The organism is Rhizobium sp. NFR07 (assembly GCF_900111905.1).
Taxonomy (GTDB): Bacteria; Pseudomonadota; Alphaproteobacteria; order Rhizobiales; family Rhizobiaceae; genus Neorhizobium.
This window is the reverse complement of the sequence record NZ_FOKM01000022.1, coordinates 50,354-71,571: the sequence shown is the minus strand read 5'-3', so window position 1 is coordinate 71,571 and position 21,218 is coordinate 50,354. Positions and strand designations below refer to the sequence as shown.

Here is a 21,218-nt window from a genome sequence, read left to right as displayed (position 1 = left end):
CGGTGCGCACCGCAGATGGCGTGATCGTGGTCGGGGAGTTGGAAATGCCGCTACCGCGGGCCCCTGCAGCCTTTAGTTCTATCGAACCTGTTGTATGCGCCGCAGGCTCCCCGACCAAATGATCGCGAAGTGTCGCACTCCAAAAGAGCGCTACGATAGCAGGGGTTTCCACGCCCCAGGCGATGCGCGTCGCCTACGCCTGTTATAACGTAGGCGGAATCGAATTCTAGTAGTGCGCGAAAATATATGATCAGTGATCTGGTTTTCTCGCAAGCCTGCCCAGCAGGTCCTCGAAGCTCTCCGCGGCAGCATCAACGTCACGCCTCAGCTTGTGTAGGACGCGCTGCAGAATGGCGACTTTTGCCCCGTGATGATGTTCAAGAAGAGAAAGCGCCTTTTTCCGGTTTCCAGATAAAAGACAGGTTTCCAGGCCCTCCATACCCGAGAGGAAACCGATGAACTCGGGATCATTCTTAAGGCCGTACCGTCGAATGAAACCGGTCCGCTCGTTGAATGAGCTCATCGCCCGGATGAGCTTGTTGTTGCCTGAGGTCATCGAGACCCGTCTGTAAAGGCGCTCCAGATAACCAGCCACACAATCTGCGCCGTTATCGTCAACGACCACACTCAGACCCGGCTGGCCACATTGATCCTCGCCGGCAGTCTCGTCGAAGGCGACCTCGCCAGTCTCGATGGAATATTTCGAGATCATATAAGCCACTTCGTATTCGGCCTTAAGATCACCAAAGGAGAGATGTTTCGCGTAATATCCTCGGTTCGGGATGAAGTCGATCAGCTCTTCGCTGAGCAGCCAGATAAGAGCCTCTCGAACTGGCGTCTGACTGATGCGCATCTTCTCGGCGACTGAGGTGATGTTAATGGCGGTGCCAGGTGGGACGCCGTAGCGCAGTAATGCAAGTTTGATGCGAGTATACGCCTCGCGAACCTTCACGGAATGAGTGACCATCTTTTTATACTCACATGTCGAGATGATTTGCAGCCTGCGGCAGGCACACGCCTGCAGGATATTGTTATTGTTGCTGAAAAGAATACGTGGCCTTTGCCCATCACTAGTCTCTACGACCGGTTGGCATGTCGGCAAGGTCAACGGCTCAAGGCGGTACGTCGCCTAACCAAAGTTTGGCTACGCGCTCGAAGATCCTTGCTGCCGCCGTGACCTTTTCGATCTCGACGTATTCATCCGGTTGACCGCTCATGCCGAGCTCACCCGGTCCGATGATGACAAACGGTGTTCGCCAGGCCGTCGCGTAGATCGTGGCATCAGAATAATAGCTGACGCCGCCGATCTTCATAGTTTCAACGCCCAATCCACGGCGCGCTTGAAGGCAAGCCTGCGTAAACGGGTGATCGACAGCGGTCTCGACGGCCGGCTTGAAGTCGACAACTTCGATAGAGACGCCCGGCCGTGCAACGAGGTCGATGATTGCCTGTGGATCTGTGGTCGGTCTGATCCTGACGTCGAGCTCGATCGTGCACTGGTCGGGGGTGAGATTGACTGCATGGCCGCCCCGGATAACGCCGACTTGCATCGTTGGCTCGGGCAAAAGCGGATGGGGTGGGCAAGGGAGGTCAACGGATCGCAGGCCAATCATGAAATCCGACATTTGATCGATGGCGTTGATGCCGCGCCGCCCCGAGACATGGCCAGTCTGTCCAAGCGCGGTGATACGAAGCCACAATGCCCCCATCTCGGCGACGATCAGGTCGAGAGAGGAGGGTTCGCTGACAAGAATGGCGCTGGCGTCGGCGAACTGAGCACGTTCTACGAAGCGCTTCGCGCCAAGGCAGTTCGAGCTTTCCCCCGCGCTATAGGCTAGCACCAGATCCCCGGAAAGCTTCGTCCCAGTCGCGACGACAGAACAGAAGGCAGCGGTCATCGCCGCGACACCGCTTTTCATGTCGGATGCGCCGCGTCCGAACAGACGTCCACCTTTGACTGTGCCGCCAAACGGTCGCACACTCCAACCTTGGGACCCCGGTGGCAGCGTATCCAGGTGCGCGGAAAAGACGAGCGGACCGCGACGACCGCTGCCTCGCCAACGCGCCAGAAGGTTCGCTCTGCCCGGTGCGAATTCATCGACCTCGAGCTCGATACCTCGCCCGGAGAGCTCCTTTTCGAGGAACCGTGCTATCTCGAGCTCTCCGCCCGGAGGATCGCAACTCTCTACCGCTACGAGCCGTGACAGAAGTTGAGCTGGCTTTATCTTCTTTGGGATCGGGGACATCGTCGTGCTGGTCATGATCAAGGTCCTTCGTTCTTGTTTGCTTGCTCGGAAGTACGATGGGGATGCGTGTATCTCTCGCCTGCCGGGTCGACCGCTTCGTGGGATCTTCGACGCAGCCCCGCTCCCGAAGGTCTTGTACCGAGCAAGAGATAGGTAGAAACCGCGGCGGTGATGACGATGCCACTCATGACGGTCCCAAAGGACGGTCGTTCGCCGAAGGCAAGCCACACCCATAGGGGTGAAAGCGGTCCTTCTACTGCGTTGACGAGTGCGGTCTCCCGCGCCGGTAGGAGCCGTGCCCCAAGGCTAAAGAGAGTGAAGCTCAACGTCACCTGAATGAAGCCAAAGCCAACCAGGAGAACCGTAGATCGACCATCGATCCACAAAGATGGGGCGGCGAGAAACGCAATCGCGGCGACCCCTATATTTGCAAGGCACATGAAGGGTCCAAGAGCGCGGGGTCGCCAGGCCCTAATCGCCAGAGCCACTAGGGCGAGCGACATAGTCGATACGAGTGCAAGAAGGTCACCCAGATTGCTGGATGCGCTCTCCGAGGAAAAGAGCATCAAGCTGCCACCGGCGATGACCGCCAGGCTACAGGCGATGGTGATGCGATCAAACGGTTCGTCCAGCCAAAGGAAAGCGAGGGCAGCGGTCAATATGGGCGCTGTTGCATAGATGAGTGCGACGTTGGCGACGGATGTCAAAGCCAGGGCCGGAAGAAAACTCGTCATACTGACCGCGATACCCGCCGAGATCACGATCCCACGTCTGATCTCCGCGCGACCCAGGCCTTCTCCTCCGAGCTGGCGCCGTTCGAATAACGCGTAGGCTGCCAGTAAGGCCGCTGCAAAGAGACTGCGCCAAAAGGACGTGGTCCAGGGATCAAGATCGATCAAGCGGAAGAAAAAGCCCCCGGTGCTCCAGGCCACCGCTGCCGCGGCAACGAGCAGCAATCCTAGAGAGTGACGGGATAGGGCGGGGTCGACGTCGCGCCACTTTATCAGTGAAAAACAGTTGCGGCCGCGCATCACGAAATCCTGGCATTTCGGGAGAGGCGGCCCAACTGTCGTCTGGCTGCGATTACGCGAGCCGTTGCTGGCGTTTGGTCGGTGTGGATTCGATGACATCCACATCCAAGTCGAACGAGCGTCTCTTGGCTGCTGGTGCCACCGGCAGCGGCCATCTCGTCTATGCCAAAATCCTCGTGAAGAAAGTCTACGTCCCCGCCGCGGACGAGCGCGTTTTCTGGGACGTCAGTCAGATCGATCGTCGTGTATTCCATAGCGATGCGACCGATGACAGGGGCAAAGTGCTCTCCTATCTTCACCTCCATCCGATTGGCGCAAGCCCAGGGAAGCCCGTGCCGGTATCCGATAGAGACGATACCAAGTCGCGTTGCTCGCTTGGTGCGAAACGTTGCCCCATAACCGACGGCCTGTCGTGGTGGGATGCTGCGGATGTCAACAAGTGGCGCACGTAGTCTGACGGTGCGATAGAGCGGGTTTGGAAAGAGACGGGCATTGTTCAACCCGTAGATGGCTGATCCGACCCTCACCACATCAAGATGGTAGCCACGGCCAAGCCAGATGCCCGCCGACGCGCTCAAGCTGAGGCGGGCCTGGGGAAATACATGGCGCACAGCAAGTAACTTGCGCCTCTGCTCGTCATTCGTGCGGTCGTTGGCATTGTCGCTGCAGCCTAAGTGACTGAAGATGCATGCCGGACTTGTCGCGCCGAACGCTCCCTCATGCCGTAAAGCGCGCATCTTTTTCGGGTCGATCCCGAAGCGTGAAAACCCTGTCTCCACGTTGAGGAAATAGGGAATACCGTGACCGAAGCGGCGCAGCCAATCGAGGTCGTCAGCACCATTGACCACGGCCGTGAGTTTCTGGCTGGCGATTATCTCGCCACTCTGCGGAAGGTCGGCTTTCAGCACGACAATCGTTGCACCCAGATACAGTGCCCGCAGGCGGGCCGCTTCATCGGTATCGGCCACCATGAATGTCTTGCATCCAACGCTTGCAAGTGAGCCGCTCACCTCGCTCAGACCGAGGCCATATGCGTCACTCTTGACGACCGCCGCGACCTCGACACGGTCGCCGACCAGATCTTTCATCATCCGAAAGTTCTCGGTGATCGCATCAAGATGCACCTCAAACACAGCGTCCGACTTTCGCATTTCAATGCTCCTGACTGGTGACCGCACCTGTCGCATCTGGCTTTAATATCGTCGCTAGCAGCGGAGCCAGTAAGGCAATCCAGGGCAACCAGAGATTGCTTTTTGAATGGAAGAAAAAAATTAGATGACGCTTTTGTGCCAGGCAAGGTGCCGTTTTCGATATATTTATAATATATATTTCTGCGTTGCAGCGTAGTAATAATGTATAAATTCGTGTAAATTGACTCGCGACTACTTCTAGGCGTCTTTAATACTGCGATTCACGCCGATATGGTATGATTAACCATCTAGGTATCTGACAACGCGCCGATAATACCTGTGTTTTAATTAATTGCTTCACGTAATTAATATTGAGGATGTCGATCCGGGATCAAGGTGCTTTTGATGTTCTTATAGCCGAAATGACAGGATCGCGTGCGGCAAGAATATAATCCTAGCGCTCTGCCGCGACATGCACGCGACGCGAGTGCACACGGTAGGGTTGTCGAAACGCCTGTATATGGCAGGTTTGCTAAGCCATTGGGTTTGAAGCTCTAGTGCAAGCAATCGCCATTAGACAGCTTCGGATTTAGCGATTTCGTGCCTAAATCGATGCAATTTCTTCGTTAAATCTTTCCCGCCTCGTGTGCTCCGATCTGCCTGCGCGCCGATCAGAGGCAAGTATGCGCAGTCACACAACCGGGGAATTTTGGATGAGAAAGAGAATAGTTGCAGCTATGGTTGCTCTCATAACGTGTTGCAGCGCGTCGGGCAGCGCAGCCGAAAAGCCACTGACTGTCGCAATGACGACCTGGGTCGGATACGGGCTTCTTCATCTCGCACGCGAAAAAGGCTTCTTCGCCAAAAACAAGGTCGATGTCTCGCTGGTGACGGTGCAGGACAAACCAGCGACCGCCGCGGCAATCGCGACCGGTCGGCTGGACGGTTGGTCCACGACCGTCGATACCTTCATCTTCTACAACGCGCGAAAGCTGGGCATCAAGCAGGTCCTTGCCGTCGACTTTTCCAAGGGAGGGGAGGGCATCGTTGCCGATGCTGGCATCAAGACCATCGATGATTTGCGCGGCCATACGATCGGGGCCGAGGAGGGGTCAAGCACATACTTTTTCCTACTCAACGTGCTGGCCGACAGCAACATGTCCCTCGGTGACGTTAATCTCAAGCCGATGCGTGCGGGCGACGCGGGAGCAGCCTTTGCTGCCGGTCGACTGGAGGCCGCCGCCACCTGGGATCCGTGGCTCTCAAAAGCTGCTGAACGCGGCGGGCATATCCTCATAAGCTCGGCAAACAAGCCGGGCCTGATCGCCGACACCGTTGCGTTCCGTGAAGAAGTTATCGCCAGTCGGCCCAACGATATTGCCAACTTCATCGCCGCCTATTTTGAGGCCTACGACTACTGGGCGGCGTCACCGAAGGACGCCAACGCCATCATGGCGCAGTCACTGGGTGTAAGCATCGACGAATTCATGGCGTCGTTGAAAGGCCTCGAGTTCGTGTCGCGCGAGGCGAACGAGCAATATATCGGCACCAAGTTTGTGCCAGGTCAAATCAACGAGGTCACAACCCGTGGAATTGCCTTCTACGCAAAAGCCGGACTTTTGAAAGAGGGGTTCGATGCCCCAGATGCAGTCGATCCTGCACCGCTTGCATCAGCGCTTGGAAAGTGAGGAATCATGACAGCCTATTCGATTAAGGAGGAGGCCGAGATGCTTGCGGCCCCCAAGCGAGAAAAAACTCCAGCCGTCGAGCTGATATCGATCCGCCGACCACTGGCTGGCGGAATATCGCTGACACTCTCATCTCTTTTCTTTCTCGTCCTGCTGGCGCTCTGGGGCGCAGTCTCCGGCAGCGGCCTTGTCAGCGACTTTTTCTTGCCTACGCCCCTGCAGGTCGTCCAGGCATCGTGGCGGCTTCTCTATGCTGAAAACTTTGTCGGTGACATCGGTGTGAGTGTCTACCGCGTGTTCATCGGCTTCTCGATCGCAGCGGCCATCGCCGTGCCACTTGGCGTGTTGATGGGGTCGGTGCAGTTTTTCCGCTCTCTGCTCGAGCCGTGCCTCGCCTTCACGCGATATATGCCAGCAACAGCGTTTATCCCTCTTTTGGTTCTATGGCTCGGCATTGATGACACCCAAAAATTCGCGGTCATTTTTGTCGGCACCTTCTTCACCTTGACGCTGATGGTCATGGTCAGCACCCTGGCCGTGCCAATCGCTTTGATCGAAGCGGCGATCATGCTGGGCGCGACACCACTTCAGTTGGTCAGCCGTGTGATCTGGCCCGCCGCCAAACCTGCGGTTTTCAGCGATCTTCGCATCGTCTTGGGATGGGCCTGGACCTACATCGTGATCGCCGAAATAGTCGCAGCTTCCAGTGGGGTCGGTTACATAATCCTGAGCGCCTCACGCTTCATGGACACAGCGACGATCTTCGTCGGCATCATCTCAATCGGGGTCATTGGCCTCATCAGCGACGTGGCCTTTACCGTCGCAGCCCGGATGCTCTTTCCATACCTTTCAAGTAATCGATCCTGAGGTCATCATGTCAGCCATCATTGAGATTGAGAACGTTGTCAAAACCTTCGGCGGCATTCAGTCCGTCAAGGCGCTCGATCGTGTGTCGCTTTCGATCCGGGCCGGAGAGTTCGTCGTATTTCTGGGACCTTCCGGCTGCGGCAAGTCCACCCTCTTACGGATGATTGCGGGATTGAGCCAACCGAGCGGCGGCACGATCCGTGTCGAGGGCCGCTTGCTGCGTGGACGTGATCCAGCTGTTGGTATGGTTTTCCAATCCTACACTTCCTTTCCCTGGCTGCGCGTCGACGAAAATGTCGGCTTCGGTCTCGACCTGGCTGGAGGTGACACACGTCTGCGCCACGAAAAGGTGAAAGACGTGCTGGACAGAGTAGCGCTGACGCGCTTCGCAAAATCTTATCCAGCCCAATTATCAGGTGGAATGCAGCAACGGGTTGCCATCGCGAGAGCGCTTGCGGTCGAGCCGCGCATTCTCCTGATGGATGAACCCTTTGGTGCCCTCGATGCCCTCACCAGGGTCGAAATGCAGACATTCTTGCTCGACATGCGGTCCAAGGATCGCAAGACGATCGTCTTCGTCACTCATGATATCGACGAGGCGATGCTGCTTGCAGACCGGATCGTTGTTCTGTCGCCAAATCCAGGCCAAATTGCTGAGATTGTCGATGTAGACATTCCTCATCCAAGGACAGTTGATCAGACGGAACGGGCGGATTTCACACAGTTGCGACACCATCTCAGGCGACTGCTATTCTCAATGGTGCGAAACGCAGCCTAGTCCATCAGGCATCCGCCAAGGTGTTGGCCATGACACGGGCCAACGCCCTCGCAGCAAGGCTGGGCTGCTTTTGGGAATATTTGATACTGAGCGTCATCCTCGGGAGAAGCGGCATCAGGTCTCGACCCTGGAGGATCCTCAGGTCGTCGCCTGCATCCCCCTCTGCGACCACGGATATCGCCAGGCCAGCACGGACGACCGACAACACACCCTCCAGACTCGTGCAGGAAAATTTGCAGTTCCAATGCATGCCGGCGGCATCGAGCGCAGCTGTTGCGGCCTTGCGATACGCACAGCCGCCGTTGACGGCCGCCAAGCGCAAAATGCCGTCGCTCGGCGGCGCCCAGTCAGGTGCCGCGATCCAGACGATCTGTTCCGTTCGCAATACATCCTTAGTTGCGCCCTCTGTCTCCCGTACGAGCGCCAGATCGAGATTGCGCTCCTTTAGGTCGCGTAGATGATTTATGCCCAGTCCCGCCCGCATCTCGACCGCAACACCCGGCTTATCGTTCATAAACCGGCGCAGTGCCTCGGTGATCGGCTGAAACAGGTAATAGTCATCGGGGACGCCGATAACGACAGTCCCGCTCAATAGTTGCGGCCTGAAGTTCTGCTCCATCTCGTCGACGGATCTCAAGACTTTGGCGGCGTGCGAAATAAGCTCGCGGCCCTCAAGGGTAAGCTGGCAGTTGCGCGTGGTGCGTTCGAAAAGTTGCTTTCCCAGATGATCCTCTAGTCGGGCGATCTGATGGCTCACCGTCGATTGCGTGATGTTGAGCCTCGTCGCGGCAACGGAGAAACTCTTGGTGTCGGCGACAGTCAAGAAACAGCGAAGCAGGGTCGTATCCATGTCCCACTCATTTATTTAATTCGTCGATTAATCCATTCAATTCTATCGCTTCTCTAGATCGGAAGAAACGGCCATTCTGGAAAAAACAAGGAATGGTTCATGCAATATGATGACGAACGTAACAAACGGCTCGAAACCTTCGATCCTGTTCGATTTTTGCAAGAGATCGTTGCTATCGATAGCTGCGATCCACCCGGTGGTGAACGAGAGATCGCCTATCGCATTGGCGATGTGCTGTCTGAGCTCGGCCTTGAGAGTGAGATTGATGAATTTATGCCAGGCAGGGCGAATGTCATCGGGCGCCTGCGAGGCACAGGAGAGCGACCGAACCTCGTCCTCTCGGCGCATATGGATACGGTCCCAGTCGGTACCGTCCCGTGGCACTCTTCGCCTTTTTCCGGCGAAATAAAGGATGGCCGCCTGTACGGGCGGGGCTCATCCGACATGAAGAGCGCCTTGGCCGCGATGATCGGGGCGATGGAGGCGCTTTCGCTTCGGGAAATTCCGCTCAAGGGAGACGTAGTGCTGGCTCTGACTGCTGGAGAAAGCGCAAATTTGCTTGGCGCGCGCCGACTGGTGGAGAAAGGGTTTCAGAGCGAAATCGGAGCATTCCTGTGTGGTGAGCCGAGCGGTCTCGATGTCGTCATCGCAGAGAAGGCCGTTCTATGGCTTAGGGTGACGGCGACGGGGCGTTTGGGACATGTATCCGGAAACGCGGGCGTTAACGCCATCCTGCTCGTTAATGACTTCCTGACAAGGCTGAAGGGCTTCACCTTGTCTTGCCCCACGCATCCGCTCCTCGACGCTCCGACTATTCGCGTCGGCCGCATTGATGGCGGTTCCGCGGTCAATCTTACGCCGGACCGTTGTTGTGTCGACCTGGACCTTCGCTTCCCTCCCAACGTCCATCCGAGCGAGATTGTCCGCCAGGTGAGCGATTTGATGGGTGCCGATCTTTCCATTGAGATTTTGGATCACAAACCAGCCGTCGAGAGCCTGCCGGATGACGATTTCGTTCGCCTCTGCCAAGCAGCTTCCCAGGACGTTTGTGGGCGCCGGCCGGCGATGAAAGGTGTCTCTTACTACAGCGATGCGGCTGTGCTGTTGGACGGGTTGCAGGTCCCATTCGCAATCCTCGGGCCGGGGGACCTTGGAATGAGTGGCCAACCGAACGAATCCGTTCCGCTCGCCAACGTCATGTCAGCCGTTCGAATTTACACGCGCATCGCCGAAGGATGGCTCGCATGAGAAACGCTTCGATACCACGTCCGCTCATCGGTATAACCCCGGACGTCGGCACAGACCTGGCAGCTGAAGCAGAATACGCGATCCGCCGAAATTACTGCGATATCATTCTTGCTGCCGGTGGCGTTCCTATCATTCTGCCCTATGGGAATGCCGCAAATGACTATCTTACGCTCGTCGATGGTCTGATCATCACCGGAGGTCTCTTCGACATAGATCCGGCTCTCTATCGTCAGCGACCCCAAAAAGCGCTCGTCACAAAAGCAGAACGAACGAAATTTGAAAAAATGTTGATCGAGGGAGCGCTCGTTCTCAACCTCCCGACGTTGGGCATCTGCAACGGAATGCAGCTTCTCGCGGTCACCCTCGGAGGCGGGCTTGTTCAGGACATTTTGCACGACGTTCCTGGTGCACTCGACCATAGTCCCGACAGCCCTGCAACGAAGCGCCACCATGCCATCCAAATCACGGGCGCGACCGACTGGATCCCAGCGGCCGCCTGCAGCGTCTTCCAGGTCAATAGCGTGCATCATCAGGCTGTCATGCCTTCACCGGCCTATCGCACCATTGCGGTTGCCGACGATGGTGTCATAGAGGCGATCGACGTGGTTGGTCACGACTTCGCCGTCGGGGTGCAATGGCATCCGGAATATGCGGTCTCGCCTCTTGATCATTATGTATTTGAAGGGCTGCTCGCGGCAGCCCGGCGTTACAACCACGCGCGATCGGAGCTGCGCTGTGATTGATAGCCCCGAGAACCGTCTGGCCGCTTTGAATATGCATCTTCCCACGACGTCTGCGCCCGCGGGCAAACTCGTAGGTTTTAAGATCGTTGGCGATCTCGTCTTCGTATCCGGCCAACTACCACTTGATAACGGTGCGTTGCGCTACGTCGGCAAGGTCGGGCTCAACCTAGATGAAAAACTGGCTGCGGAAGCTGCCAGGCTCTCAGCCTTGAACGTGATAGCCCAGCTCTCAACTGCGACCCGAGGAAAGCTTTCGGAGGTCGAGGAAATCGTCAGGCTATCTGGTTACCTCAACTGCTCGCCTGACTTTACCACAATATCTCCGATCATCGACCACGCATCGGAGGTATTCGAGAAGGTCTTTAGAGCACACGGCCGGCATGCACGTACGGCGATCGGCGTCATGTCTCTTCCACGCGGAGCGCCGGTGGAGATCGAAGTCATCGCGCGTGTCTCGAAGAGGGTAACAGCCAGTGCGTGAGATCGTTGTTCTTGGCGCGGGTGTCGTCGGTTTGACGACGGCCCTTGCCCTGGCCGAAGACGGCCATCAGGTCACAGTCGTCGACGCCGCCGAGGGGCCGGGCGCCGGTGCAAGCTCCGGCAATGGCGCGCAATTGAGCTACCTCTTCACCGACGCCTTCTCGTCACCCGCCTTACTGCGGAAAATCCCATCCTACCTGACGAGGCGGGATCCCGCCGTGCGCATTCGCCCGACGGCGTCATGGCAGTTCGCGCGTTGGTCGTGCTCATTCCTAGCGAACGGCTCGAAACGAAGGTTCGAACGCAACACGTTGAGACTGCTCGATCTCGCGCTCGAGAGCCGGCAGCGATTTAGGTCTATATCAAGCCGCCTCGGTTTCGATCACCGAATGTCGGGGAAGTTGACGCTGTACGCCTCTCAGGCTGGGCTACGCGATGCTGAACAAACGATCTCAATGAAGCGATCTGCGGGAGTGAGGCAGTCCCTCCTATCGCCACGCGAGGCGCTCGAAATCGAGCCGGCGCTTGCCAGTTATGCCCACCCAATCGCTGGCGCACTCTGGTCGCCTGAGGACGAGGCCGGTGATTGCAGTCTGTTCTGTCGCGGCTTGAGAAACATTCTTGAAGAAGATTATGGTGTCTCTTTCCGGTTTGGAACCAGGATCACCGATATAGACAGTGACCGCGGACGGCTTGCCTCAATCCGCACCGACCGGGGCGAGATCGCGTGCCGTCGAGCCGTCATCGCTTTAGGCGTCGACAGCCGTCGCATCGCGGCACGTGCGGGTATAGCGCTCCCGATCTGGCCGCTCCAAGGCTACTCCATGACGATACCAGCGCTGCCGGACGCACCTCACGTGAGCATTACCGACAGCACTCGCAAGATCGTCTTCTGCCGCTTGGCTGATCGACTTAGAATAGCAGGTGTTGCAGATCTCGGGCCGCTCGATCAGAGGTTTGATGCCCAACGCTTCTCATCATTTGCGCAAGCCGCCGAACGGGCTTTTCCGGCTGCCGGAGATTATCGCGCAGAGGTCAATGCGTGGACAGGTTTCAGACCAATGACACCCGATAATCAGCCCATCATCGGCGTGACACGGCTTAAAGGGTTATATGTGAACTGCGGCCACGGCTCCCTCGGATGGACATTGTCCATGGGATCGGCTGCCCGTCTCGCCAGCCAAATAAGAGAGATAGATACGGCGTGATCCTGGTAAGGCATTGCCGGGGTGATGTGTGTGGCACCCAGGGCGCGCCCAGGAGCACGTTGGAGCGCTTCTATTGGCGGCTTGCAAGCTCCCTCGACCATCGCGTGTTCGTCACCACGTAGCCGAGGTCTTTCAAAAAATCCCTGCGGATGAAATTTCCACTTGGTACCTCCTTAAAATGTCCGCCGAGCGACGCGATGATCAGGTTCCTTGTCGCCGATATTCTGCGCCTCGATCGATAAATCTTCGATCTGGCCTCAAGGTTCATGCTCGCCATTTCGATGTAGGCCATGATGTTTTCTTTGTTGAGCAGCGGAAAGATTTCGGATTTCTCGTCGGGAAGATTATCAATGATCTCTCGTTTGTTCGCCATGAAGGCGTAATATTTGGCGAAGTTCTCAAAGAGATTATCCCCGTTCACAGGGGGCTTCCGTTTGCCTTTCGCGCCAAAGACGTTCGAGGAATGCTGACGATATCCGACCAGTGGTTGGGCAAGCTCGACGGTTTTTCCGCTGATGTTTGCAAGGAACATGATCCACCGATCATGAGCCAGGTGATCATGCCCGCTTATGAAATCGATCCCCCGCTGCTCGTGCGGAAGGATGTCCAACAGAGCGCGACGAAACGTCATGGAGAAACCAAAATAGGTAAACCACGGACTGTATGAGAGAGGATCGTTCACTCTATCGGCGGTAATCCCCTGGCTGAACTTGTCGAGCTCAAGCCCGGTCTCGTCAATCGTGATCGCTGTGTGCACGCAGAGCGACACATCTTTGGAATCGAAATGCCGAGCGACGACGTGAAGTTTATCTGGAAACCAGATATCGTCCTGATCGCAAAACGCAACCAACTCGCCCGTAGCAAGATTGGCTGCTTTGATGAAATTGTCTTCAAAGCCCAGCCGGTGTGCGTTCCGATGCAAAAGGATCGGAACCGAGCTCTGCGATGCCAATCGCGACACAATTTTAAACGTCGCATCGGTCGACTGGTCGTCGCATATTATAATTTCGTGGGGTTTGAAGGTTTGATTGAGAAGGCTATCGATCTGTTCATCGATGAATTTAGCGCCGTTATATGTTCCCATAACAACCGACACCGTTTTCATCGACAATATCTCCATTTTTATCGGATGTAAAAAAGCTATTCAGCAGCAGGTGACAGGTATGTTGCAAGACCGCGATCACAGTACGATGTTTACCGGATCATGCATAGTACGCGCATAAAAGGTTACTTGGCGGAACTTGCCTCCCTTGGAAATCTGCAGATGCATGACCTGAAATCCGGACTGCTTGCGGCGGCGCGTCGGTTGTCCGCAGGGAATCTCGACGATCTGGTCAACCCATGCAGGTCTGCAACCTCTTCGAAAACTGCGTCCGGAACACAGGCAGCTCGCGGGTGCTGAAAACGTTAGTATATTACCAAACCGCTTGCGCTTTATTTCGCTGATGACATAATCCGCTCGCGCCCGACGCCGCCGCTTTCGGGCGCCTGTGGACGATAGCTTGGTACCGTAGGGCGGTGAAGCTATCGTCCACCCTTCGCTATACGGATCAGGCAGTAAGCCGACAGCGCCGTCGGCGAAAAACGCGAGTGAGATCCAACCGTTCGCTTTAGGGTCATCATCGAGTCGCTGGCTTTCTATGTAGCGATATTCTAATATACGGCCGGTCGACCGTCATGTTCTGACTTGGTCGCGTACTGGGCTACCCTGACAGAGGGAAATTCAGTTGCCGTCTGCGAGAGGCATGCCTCATCGCAGCCCCATGCAGTAGAAACAGCAAGCGGGGCTTACATGAAAAACGGTGTTGATATCGGATCGGCCCACACGCTTCTTGCCCACGGGGATCTGCGAGCGCGTGAGGCACTGGCGAGCAAGCTTGAGCCGGTCAACCTGCCAGTAGGTTCAGTCCTGGTTGCTTTCGGGGAGGAGACCCGAGAGGCTTATTTTCTGCAAGCTGGAGTCGCCTCTGTTATTGCTCGCTCCCCGAAAAAAAAGACAAGCGAGATCGGCATCATCGGCCGCGAGGGCATAATACCGGCTTTGCCAGCGCTGTCGCGTCAGCCGAGCCTGTTCGACGTCATCATGAAAATCGAGGGCCGTGGCTATCAGATCTCGGTTCAATCTCTGCAGGAAATGGTTGAGACCTTGCCATCGCTGCGCCAGCTCCTGGATCGCTTCGTCGAGGCGTTTCTTGTTCAGTCCGCCTACAACGCTTTCGCCGCTGTCAGTCACAGCCCGGAAGAACGCGTGGCGCGATGCCTGTTGATGTGCCACGATCGCATGGATGGGGACGAGATACCGTTGACCAAAAAATCACTTTCCGCCATGGCACTCGCAGATTACGACGATGTTGCCGAAGTCCTCCCTCGTCTGGAGGCCCAGAGGTTGGTCCGATCAACCCGTAACAGGGTTGTCGTCAACAATCGAGCGGGTCTGGAGGTCGTTGCCCGCGATTGCTACGGTCGCGCCGAATATGCCTATAGACATCTCATCGGTGAGTTTCGCTAACGGATCCTTGGGTTTTCTGCGCCGTTTCCTGCGCGACAGTCCGTTTGCAAAACGGAGCTCGCCGGAGTAGCAGTCTCGACCCAAATGTCATCGGCTTATTATCGCTCACATCACGGACCATGAAAACGGTCGGCTCTCGCAGGTGCGCCTTCGACCCTCGCGGAGCATCTGGTTTCCCGGTTCTAACGTGATAGCCATGGTCTGTTGGAGCAGATAACCAGGTTTGTGACCTATCATCCCACGAAACGTTCCTCCATGCGCTACCACTCAAAAAAATCCCCTCTGACGCTAACGCAGAGGGGAGAATGGGGTGGAATCAGAGAGCCATCAGCAACTGGCCCGAACGGATTGAGCCATAAATATCTTTGTCTGTCCATGTACGCCTTACAGCGTAGGGCTTTGCGACCTCACGGGTATAGCTGACGGTCGCGAAACCCAAATGCCGGTAGCAAAGGCCGAGCAGTCCAGGCTGAGCGGACGAGAAAAATCCGAAACTTCAATCTTGTAGGCTCAAACCGGGCCCGCCTGCCTACGCCCCTTGAGGTCGGATTGAGCCCTGCTGAACAGGAGGTGGCACGTAGTCTGTCGCAGTATGTCTCTTCTTCTTGTGTACCTCAGGTAGCCTCGATCAATGAGATCGAACCGGCACAGTCAGCACGTCATCGCTGCGACGCTCTTGATCCGTGCGCAGTTCACCATAGACCAGCATCTTGCCGACTCATTCGCCCCCGGCTATCCCGCCGCTGCGATGAGCGCAAAACCTCGACATGATGTCGTTGAAGGGTGAGGGCGGCTGGGCTTCGAGAAGGTAGCTGCCCTCACGCTGCATCGGCGGCGTGCAACAGCGGTGCGGCAAGCCCGTCGCGACACAAGGCATCCTGTGTTGATACGCAACTGCTTAGAATTGCCTTGTCTACGAAGTCGGTCATATTGACCTCGCCGGTCTCAGAACAGGGGCGCCGGCACGAGGCGGTTTTTGAGTGGTGCGAACTGTCCCGTCTCGTCTGACGCCACGCACAATTTACGCCCACGCTTGTATCATGGGCTGTCGCACTGGCAGGGCACGAATTTAGGCTGCGTAAAACCGCGCGCGGACTACGTACAGGAGCAGGCTCGCATGGATGAATTGCTTGAACTCGACTGCGTGGTGGTCGGTGGCGGGGTGGTGGGCCTGGCGATTGCCCGCCGACTGGCGATCGCCGGACGGGACGTCGTCCTGCTCGAGAGCGAACCGCTGACGGGAAGCATCTCGTCATCGCGCAACAGTGAGGTCATTCATGCCGGGCTCTATTATCCGAGCGGCAGCCGCAAGGCCGAACTGTGCGTCAAAGGCAAGCAGGACCTGTACGCCTATTGCCGCGAGCGTCATGTGCCGCATCGACAATGCGGCAAGCTCGTGGTCGCGTCTAGCCCGCAAGAGGTTGCCTATCTGGAAAAGCTGCTTGTCCAGGCCTCCGCCAACGGCGTCGACGATTGCCGTCTGATCGATGCGAGCGAGTTGCGGTCCATGGAGCCGCAGATCGAGGGGTATGCGGCGCTGCTCTCGCCTTCGACGGGTATCATAGACAGCCACGGATTGATGGAGGCCTATATCACTGACATCGAAGCCCATGGCGGCACGATCGTGGTCAATTCCGCTGTCCTGGATGGTGAACTGTGTGCCGAGGGAGCTCTGCTCTCGGTTGGCGGCAGCGATCCCTTTCGGGCCAAGGCTGGCCTCGTCATCAACGCGGCTGGTCTCTGCGCCTGGTCCGTGTCGATGGGCATGCATGGCCTGGATCCGGCAACGATACCGCAGAGACATCTTGCCAAGGGCAGCTATTTTTCGCTTTCGGGCAGGTCGCCGGCCAGCCGGCTGATCTATCCGGTGCCGGAACAGGGTGGTCTTGGGGTGCATCTGACGCTCGACTTTGCCGGCCAGGCGCGTTTCGGCCCGGATGTCGAATGGACCGTTCAGCCGGACTACGATGTCGACTTGGCGCGCGCTGAAAAGTTCTACGCAGCGATTCGCCGGTATTGGCCGCTTCTGAAGGACAATATGCTCCAGCCGGCCTATGCCGGCATCCGGCCGAAGACTGTCGGCCCGGATGGCGGCGGTGGCGGCGACTTTGTCATCCAGGGACCGGAAGAGACCGGCCATTCAGGCTATGTCGCGCTCTATGGCATTGAATCCCCGGGTCTTACCGCCTCTCTTGCGATTGCCGACGACGTCTATTTGCGCCTTAGGCGCTCATGATTGCCGTTATTCCGCCCTTGAGCGGAGCAACAAGTCGAGGCACGGTCGCTAGCGCGTTTCCGCTGAGAAACGTTCGTCTTGAAGTTTGTAGGAATACCAGATGATCCCGCCGTTCAAGGCGAAGATCATTGCAATCAACGCAATGCTGACAATGATCCAATCACGGGTGATTTTGCTCATCCCTGCGGATTAACGCAGGCTGCCCACAAACGCCAGCCTGCTGCTCCAGTTTCAACTGACAACGCAGTCGCACGTCCGGCAGGGCCAGAACGTATTATGTCATCCTCCAGCGCCTTCGCTCGCATCAACTACTGGTTCTTAAGGCCACATCAATTGCCTAGCTATGTTTCACATGGGATGGCTTATGAAAGGATAGAAATTAGGTAGTGAATTTGTTTCGAGCATAGCGGCTTGAATTTATGTATATCTTGGAAATGTGATTGCGATTTGGAGCGTATTGGTTGACAGAAAGGTGTAGCTGTTCGTAACCTACATTCTAGTTAGTCTAGATATATCGTTAGAAGGTGTGATTTGTTATGATTAAAGCTTCGCTTATAGATGGAGAGAGCGGCTTTATTCGTCTGCAGAACGCGTGGGATGATCTCGCAAGGGCTGTGCCAACAAGTCGCTATACCCAAACCTTTCAGTGGTGCCAGGTGGGATGGCAGACCAGACAGCATCGCGAAAATGATCGGCTGCTTTGTGCGACCGTGTGGGACGACGATCAATTGATCGCAGTATGGCCATTTATCTCGCGCCAGGGAGGTTTCGGCGCGCGAATTGATCCGGTCGGCTGTGGTTCCGAGGAAGAATATGGCGATCCTCTAATTGCTTGCCACGTTGATCATGACCTTGTCTGCCAGGAGCTCCTAGGTCTTTTGAAGTCGGCAGGCGATCTTATGCATGTGCCACTGGTGGATGACGATGGGCCGATGAAGCGGGCACTTGCAAATTTCGGCCTCTATCGCCTTCCGATCCCAACTGAAGCGTCGGCCGTCAAAAAGAAGCGCAACGAGGGTTTCCATAAATTCCAACGCGGCTTTCCGTCCAGGTTTCGCGCAGACCTCAAGCAAAAGCGCAAACAGTTAGCCAAGCTGGGGCCGCTGCAGTTCGAACTTCCGGACGATGGCGATACTTACACGTCAACCGTCGACTGGGTGATTGAGGAGAGGCAGGATTGGCTGTTGCGCAACGGGAAAACGAACGAGTGGTTTTTTGAGGATGCGACACGTCATTTCTTCCTTGTCGCTGCAACGCAGCGATCTGACCTCGGACGGGTAGGGCTCTTCCGTTTAACGTCCGGTGGGAGGACGATCGCAGCCTTCCTCGCCACCATCGATCGCACCCGCATCGAAGTCTTCGTAACGAGTGTTGATCCTTCTTACGCGCGTTTTACCCCGGATATGCTTTTAATCGAGGACACACTCAGATGGGGATTTGAGCGCGGTCTCAGCGTAGACCTGCGGGTAATGCCATCGCAGGAGAAGGACAGCTGGACAAACGCTTCGACCAGGCATGTCAGCTATTTCTTGCCCTTGAGCATAACGGGTGCGGCCCGCTTTTTTCCGACGCTCCTAAAAATCCGGGCAATCATGGCCATGAAGGCCTCCCTCAAGGACGAGAAGGTCGAATCCCTCAGACGCGTAGCGCGCTTACCGCTCAGCACATTGCGTCGTCTACGGACTTCGCTTGCCCAGGTCATGTTTCGCCAGTTGCGCGAGGAGTGAAGCGCGAGCCAAGCAGACGCTCGCCCGTTTCAAGCTGAACAGGGTGCCGAGCAGGCCTCGGTCGTCCGATCGTGCTCTGTATCCTTGTCCAACTGCACTGGTCCCAGGGACGATTGAGTTAGTAGCTCGACCAATCTTGCGACACTGGCATCGGTACAAGAGTAATAAATCGTCTGGGCCTCGCGGCGGGTCTGGACGAGCCCGGTATCTCGCATTTTTTTGAGGTGACGCGATAACGCGGGCTGTGCGAGTTTGGTTTCCCTAGCCAGCGACGTCACGTCCCACTCGCGCTGCGCGACAAGCGCCATAATTTTTAGCCGGCTGTCGTGTGCCAAGACATGGATCAATCTCGCTGCTTTTTTTGAGCAAAAACTGTACTCGCCGGTCATTTTTCCTCCCACCGCGTAGAAGCGTGAGCTCGTTGAGCTCCTCCCGCTTGATATCAGCAACCTGCCACGCCGATAGTCGGCAAATCATCGCGTGGCCGTCACCGCACGTGACAAGCAGTAGGCTCAAAGATCGAGAGGATGCGAAGGGCTTCACTGCGATCCGGCTCCCAAAAGGTCAGGACGCTTCTGCCGTCGATCTCGTCGGAGATTGTGAAAGCTTCCCGCAAGAGGCCGAGATCGCCAAGGCGTCGTTCAAGTTCCATCCGGTCCGATGATGCGCTCTGATATGGATCGCGCACGATATATTGCGTCGAGAAACTCATTGCAGTCCCATTCCTCATATCTGTTCATTTCCTTCGGAAGAGGCTTGGCGATGCTGCCGTTGCCACCTCAAAGCCTTGGCCTTTTGGCGAACGCCTGTCTGGCTTTAGTTGTTAATGACAAGCGCTGCAGGGCTTCTCGCCGCAAAGTCCCCCGAACTCACCGACATCTCCAAGTCTGGAGCGAAACGCCGATCACGATGCGTAGGTGAACTCAAAGACAGAAGTCGGATGAGCGGACGCGTTCCATTGCAGTCGAGAGCGCACGAGCCCGTCCCAGGAAGGCGTGCCGGCCTGACCGTGATCGTCAGGCCCCATGACGAACCGGCCAAGCCCGCCGGATTGCTCAAAGGCGCGCTTAATCATCTCACGCAGCAAGAAAGCCGACGCATAGGGGTGACCGCTATCAGCGGCGGCTTCCATGTAGAAGCTATTGCGGCCGAATGTAATCTGTAGAAATCGCGCAAGCGTGGCGTGGCCGTCAGCAAGGCGCGCGGATGAACTATATCGCGATGTTGCAAGCGTCCGGAATGCTGATCTTAGGAACAAGGTGAAGATCGAGCTCTTAACACCCTTCTTGACAAACAAACGGTGGCGCAGACGTTGCAGCGGCAGGATATTGAGGAAGACGTTGAGTTTCCTCTGTTCCTGGACCGTCAATTTCTCGTAGGTTTTACGAGCCTTGTTGATATTTCGCTTGGCATTCGTGCTGACGGCTTGAAAATAGGTCTCGAAGTCGTTCCACCGCGTGAAGTCAATCGCAAAGACGTCGACGTGCCGCGCGTGGACATCCTTTACCCCGGCGATCGACGCTACCTCATGCACTCGACAAGGCGCGATCGTCCATTCCGAACCATATTTATATTGACCAGGACCTAGGTGCCTCAGCACGGCTTGCATGCTCTGCTGGAAGTAGCTGTTGAAAGCAGGCAATATCTGGATCGTATCGGTAAAAACGCTCGATCGGCGGCCTATGCCGACTGCACACTGGCCAATCTTGATTGGTGTCAGGCTGAGCGCCAAATATATGTCGAGACGCTCGATCCGGCACAGCGGATCATGCTCGAACTGCCACAATCGGGTGCCTGCGTAAGAGCAGCGAAAGGAGGCGTCGCAAAGTTTGGCAAACTCATCCCATTCTTCTGCCGAGACTTCGGACCTTTTGGCCCCGACTATGGTTTCGCCTGCAAGCCCAAGGGGCCCATCGGATGCAGCTTCAATTGTTTTATACTTGTACACGATTACCCTCGCACAAATGGCCGTACTCTAAAGAGTGAAGAAGTAGCTAAGGATGTGCATGTCTATTGAAATTAATAAATCATTAAATAATGGCAATGTAAATCCGTTAGACTAAATATAGAATTATTGCGCATTCCGACGGGAATACTCCGTCACAAGTATTGTTGCGTTGCAAAACGCGCTAAAGACCACATGTTGAGGAGGGTGGCGTTCTCTCGCCTAGATATAGGTCGGTGAATTATCATGAACGCCGCAATTGACGACGTATCTACTGAGAAAATCGCGGTGCGTTGAGAGGATTGATAGCCATTATTATGAGTGCGCGTCGCAGGGTATTTCGTCGACCGGCTGGGCTAGTGGCGGTAAACGTTTCCGGGGAAGCAATCTCAAGCAATTTGTTGCTCGAGCAATTCCCGAGCCAACTCATAGGTACCGTCTTCATCCTCGCCTGCGGCCTCGTCGATCAGCTCTAGTGCGGTCGTTAGGTCCTGTTGACAAAGTGGATTCCAAAATCAGCAAAAGCGTGATT

Annotated in this window: 19 protein-coding genes; 10 read left to right on the top strand and 9 right to left on the bottom strand. The window is 56.2% G+C overall.

The genetic code is table 11. The features are described from left to right. Positions 1-250: 250 nt before the first annotated feature. The 4 genes from BM216_RS30600 to alr all read right to left on the bottom strand — a co-directional run bounded on the left by BM216_RS30600 (position 251) and on the right by alr (position 4,428). Positions 251-967, bottom strand: coding sequence for a GntR family transcriptional regulator (locus BM216_RS30600; protein ID WP_093003737.1), 717 nt, complete (start codon positions 965-967; stop codon positions 251-253). A gap of 145 nt (positions 968-1,112) precedes the next feature. Continuing rightward, a complete protein-coding gene (locus tag BM216_RS30595; RefSeq protein ID WP_210217089.1) occupies positions 1,113-2,261 on the bottom strand; it encodes a M20 family metallopeptidase in 1,149 nt (382 codons plus the stop codon). Between the two features lie 2 nt (positions 2,262-2,263). Beyond that, on the bottom strand, positions 2,264-3,277 hold the full coding sequence (locus tag BM216_RS30590; RefSeq protein WP_177230994.1) for a DMT family transporter: 1,014 nt from the start codon (positions 3,275-3,277) through the stop codon (positions 2,264-2,266). Continuing rightward, entirely contained in the window at positions 3,277-4,428 is a 1,152-nt protein-coding gene (gene alr / locus BM216_RS30585) for an alanine racemase (RefSeq protein WP_177230993.1), read from the bottom strand. Before alr ends, BM216_RS30590 begins: the two co-directional genes overlap by 1 nt. Before the next feature lie 662 nt (positions 4,429-5,090). Between alr and BM216_RS30580 the strand changes: the two genes are divergently transcribed. Genes BM216_RS30580 through BM216_RS30570 form a run of 3 tightly spaced genes read left to right on the top strand, consistent with a single transcriptional unit; the run spans position 5,091 to position 7,740 of the window. Then, complete coding sequence (locus BM216_RS30580) at positions 5,091-6,095, top strand: ABC transporter substrate-binding protein (RefSeq protein WP_093003733.1); 1,005 nt, start codon at positions 5,091-5,093, stop codon at positions 6,093-6,095. A gap of 6 nt (positions 6,096-6,101) precedes the next feature. Further along, on the top strand, positions 6,102-6,962 hold the full coding sequence (locus BM216_RS30575; RefSeq protein WP_210217088.1) for an ABC transporter permease: 861 nt from the start codon (positions 6,102-6,104) through the stop codon (positions 6,960-6,962). A gap of 7 nt (positions 6,963-6,969) precedes the next feature. Next, positions 6,970-7,740, top strand: coding sequence for an ABC transporter ATP-binding protein (locus BM216_RS30570; protein WP_093003731.1), 771 nt, complete (start codon positions 6,970-6,972; stop codon positions 7,738-7,740). Between the two features lie 4 nt (positions 7,741-7,744). On the opposite strand, the gene BM216_RS30565 is transcribed toward BM216_RS30570, so the two are convergent. After that, positions 7,745-8,590, bottom strand: coding sequence for a LysR family transcriptional regulator (locus BM216_RS30565; protein WP_093003729.1), 846 nt, complete (start codon positions 8,588-8,590; stop codon positions 7,745-7,747). Positions 8,591-8,689: 99 nt separating this feature from the next. Here BM216_RS30565 and BM216_RS30560 point away from each other — a divergent pair, with 99 nt between their 5' ends. From BM216_RS30560 to BM216_RS30545, 4 genes are read left to right on the top strand one after another with little or no spacing between them, the layout of a single operon-like run. Beyond that, positions 8,690-9,838: a M20 family metallopeptidase gene (locus BM216_RS30560; RefSeq protein WP_093003727.1), complete on the top strand. Its 1,149-nt coding sequence runs from the start codon at positions 8,690-8,692 to the stop codon at positions 9,836-9,838. Next, positions 9,835-10,581: a gamma-glutamyl-gamma-aminobutyrate hydrolase family protein gene (locus BM216_RS30555; protein ID WP_093003725.1), complete on the top strand. Its 747-nt coding sequence runs from the start codon at positions 9,835-9,837 to the stop codon at positions 10,579-10,581. The genes BM216_RS30560 and BM216_RS30555 overlap by 4 nt, the downstream gene beginning before the upstream one ends. After that, positions 10,574-11,062 carry a RidA family protein gene (locus BM216_RS30550; protein WP_093003723.1) on the top strand — a complete coding sequence of 163 codons (489 nt, stop codon included), beginning with the start codon at positions 10,574-10,576 and terminating at the stop codon, positions 11,060-11,062. The genes BM216_RS30555 and BM216_RS30550 overlap by 8 nt, the downstream gene beginning before the upstream one ends. Beyond that, the gene (locus BM216_RS30545) at positions 11,055-12,269 is read left to right on the top strand and encodes a D-amino acid dehydrogenase (protein ID WP_093003721.1); all 1,215 of its coding nucleotides are present in this window, start codon (positions 11,055-11,057) and stop codon (positions 12,267-12,269) included. Before BM216_RS30550 ends, BM216_RS30545 begins: the two co-directional genes overlap by 8 nt. Before the next feature lie 70 nt (positions 12,270-12,339). On the opposite strand, the gene BM216_RS30540 is transcribed toward BM216_RS30545, so the two are convergent. Continuing rightward, the gene (locus BM216_RS30540; protein WP_177230991.1) at positions 12,340-13,374 is read right to left on the bottom strand and encodes a glycosyltransferase; all 1,035 of its coding nucleotides are present in this window, start codon (positions 13,372-13,374) and stop codon (positions 12,340-12,342) included. Between the two features lie 687 nt (positions 13,375-14,061). Here BM216_RS30540 and BM216_RS30535 point away from each other — a divergent pair. The 3 genes from BM216_RS30535 to BM216_RS30525 all read left to right on the top strand — a co-directional run bounded on the left by BM216_RS30535 (position 14,062) and on the right by BM216_RS30525 (position 18,741). After that, on the top strand, positions 14,062-14,778 hold the full coding sequence (locus BM216_RS30535; protein WP_093003717.1) for a Crp/Fnr family transcriptional regulator: 717 nt from the start codon (positions 14,062-14,064) through the stop codon (positions 14,776-14,778). A 1,117-nt stretch (positions 14,779-15,895) separates the two neighbouring features. Continuing rightward, positions 15,896-17,014 carry an NAD(P)/FAD-dependent oxidoreductase gene (locus BM216_RS30530; RefSeq protein ID WP_093003715.1) on the top strand — a complete coding sequence of 373 codons (1,119 nt, stop codon included), beginning with the start codon at positions 15,896-15,898 and terminating at the stop codon, positions 17,012-17,014. 536 nt (positions 17,015-17,550) lie between these two features. Then, entirely contained in the window at positions 17,551-18,741 is a 1,191-nt protein-coding gene (locus BM216_RS30525) for a GNAT family N-acetyltransferase (RefSeq protein WP_093003713.1), read from the top strand. A 29-nt stretch (positions 18,742-18,770) separates the two neighbouring features. On the opposite strand, the gene BM216_RS30520 is transcribed toward BM216_RS30525, so the two are convergent. From BM216_RS30520 to BM216_RS30510, 3 genes are all read right to left on the bottom strand, one after another. Further along, on the bottom strand, positions 18,771-19,130 hold the full coding sequence (locus BM216_RS30520; protein ID WP_093003711.1) for an ArsR/SmtB family transcription factor: 360 nt from the start codon (positions 19,128-19,130) through the stop codon (positions 18,771-18,773). A gap of 98 nt (positions 19,131-19,228) precedes the next feature. Next, on the bottom strand, positions 19,229-19,453 hold the full coding sequence (locus tag BM216_RS30515; RefSeq protein ID WP_093003709.1) for a hypothetical protein: 225 nt from the start codon (positions 19,451-19,453) through the stop codon (positions 19,229-19,231). 192 nt (positions 19,454-19,645) lie between these two features. After that, positions 19,646-20,689, bottom strand: coding sequence for a hypothetical protein (locus BM216_RS30510; RefSeq protein ID WP_093003707.1), 1,044 nt, complete (start codon positions 20,687-20,689; stop codon positions 19,646-19,648). Between the last annotated feature and the right edge of the window lie 529 nt (positions 20,690-21,218).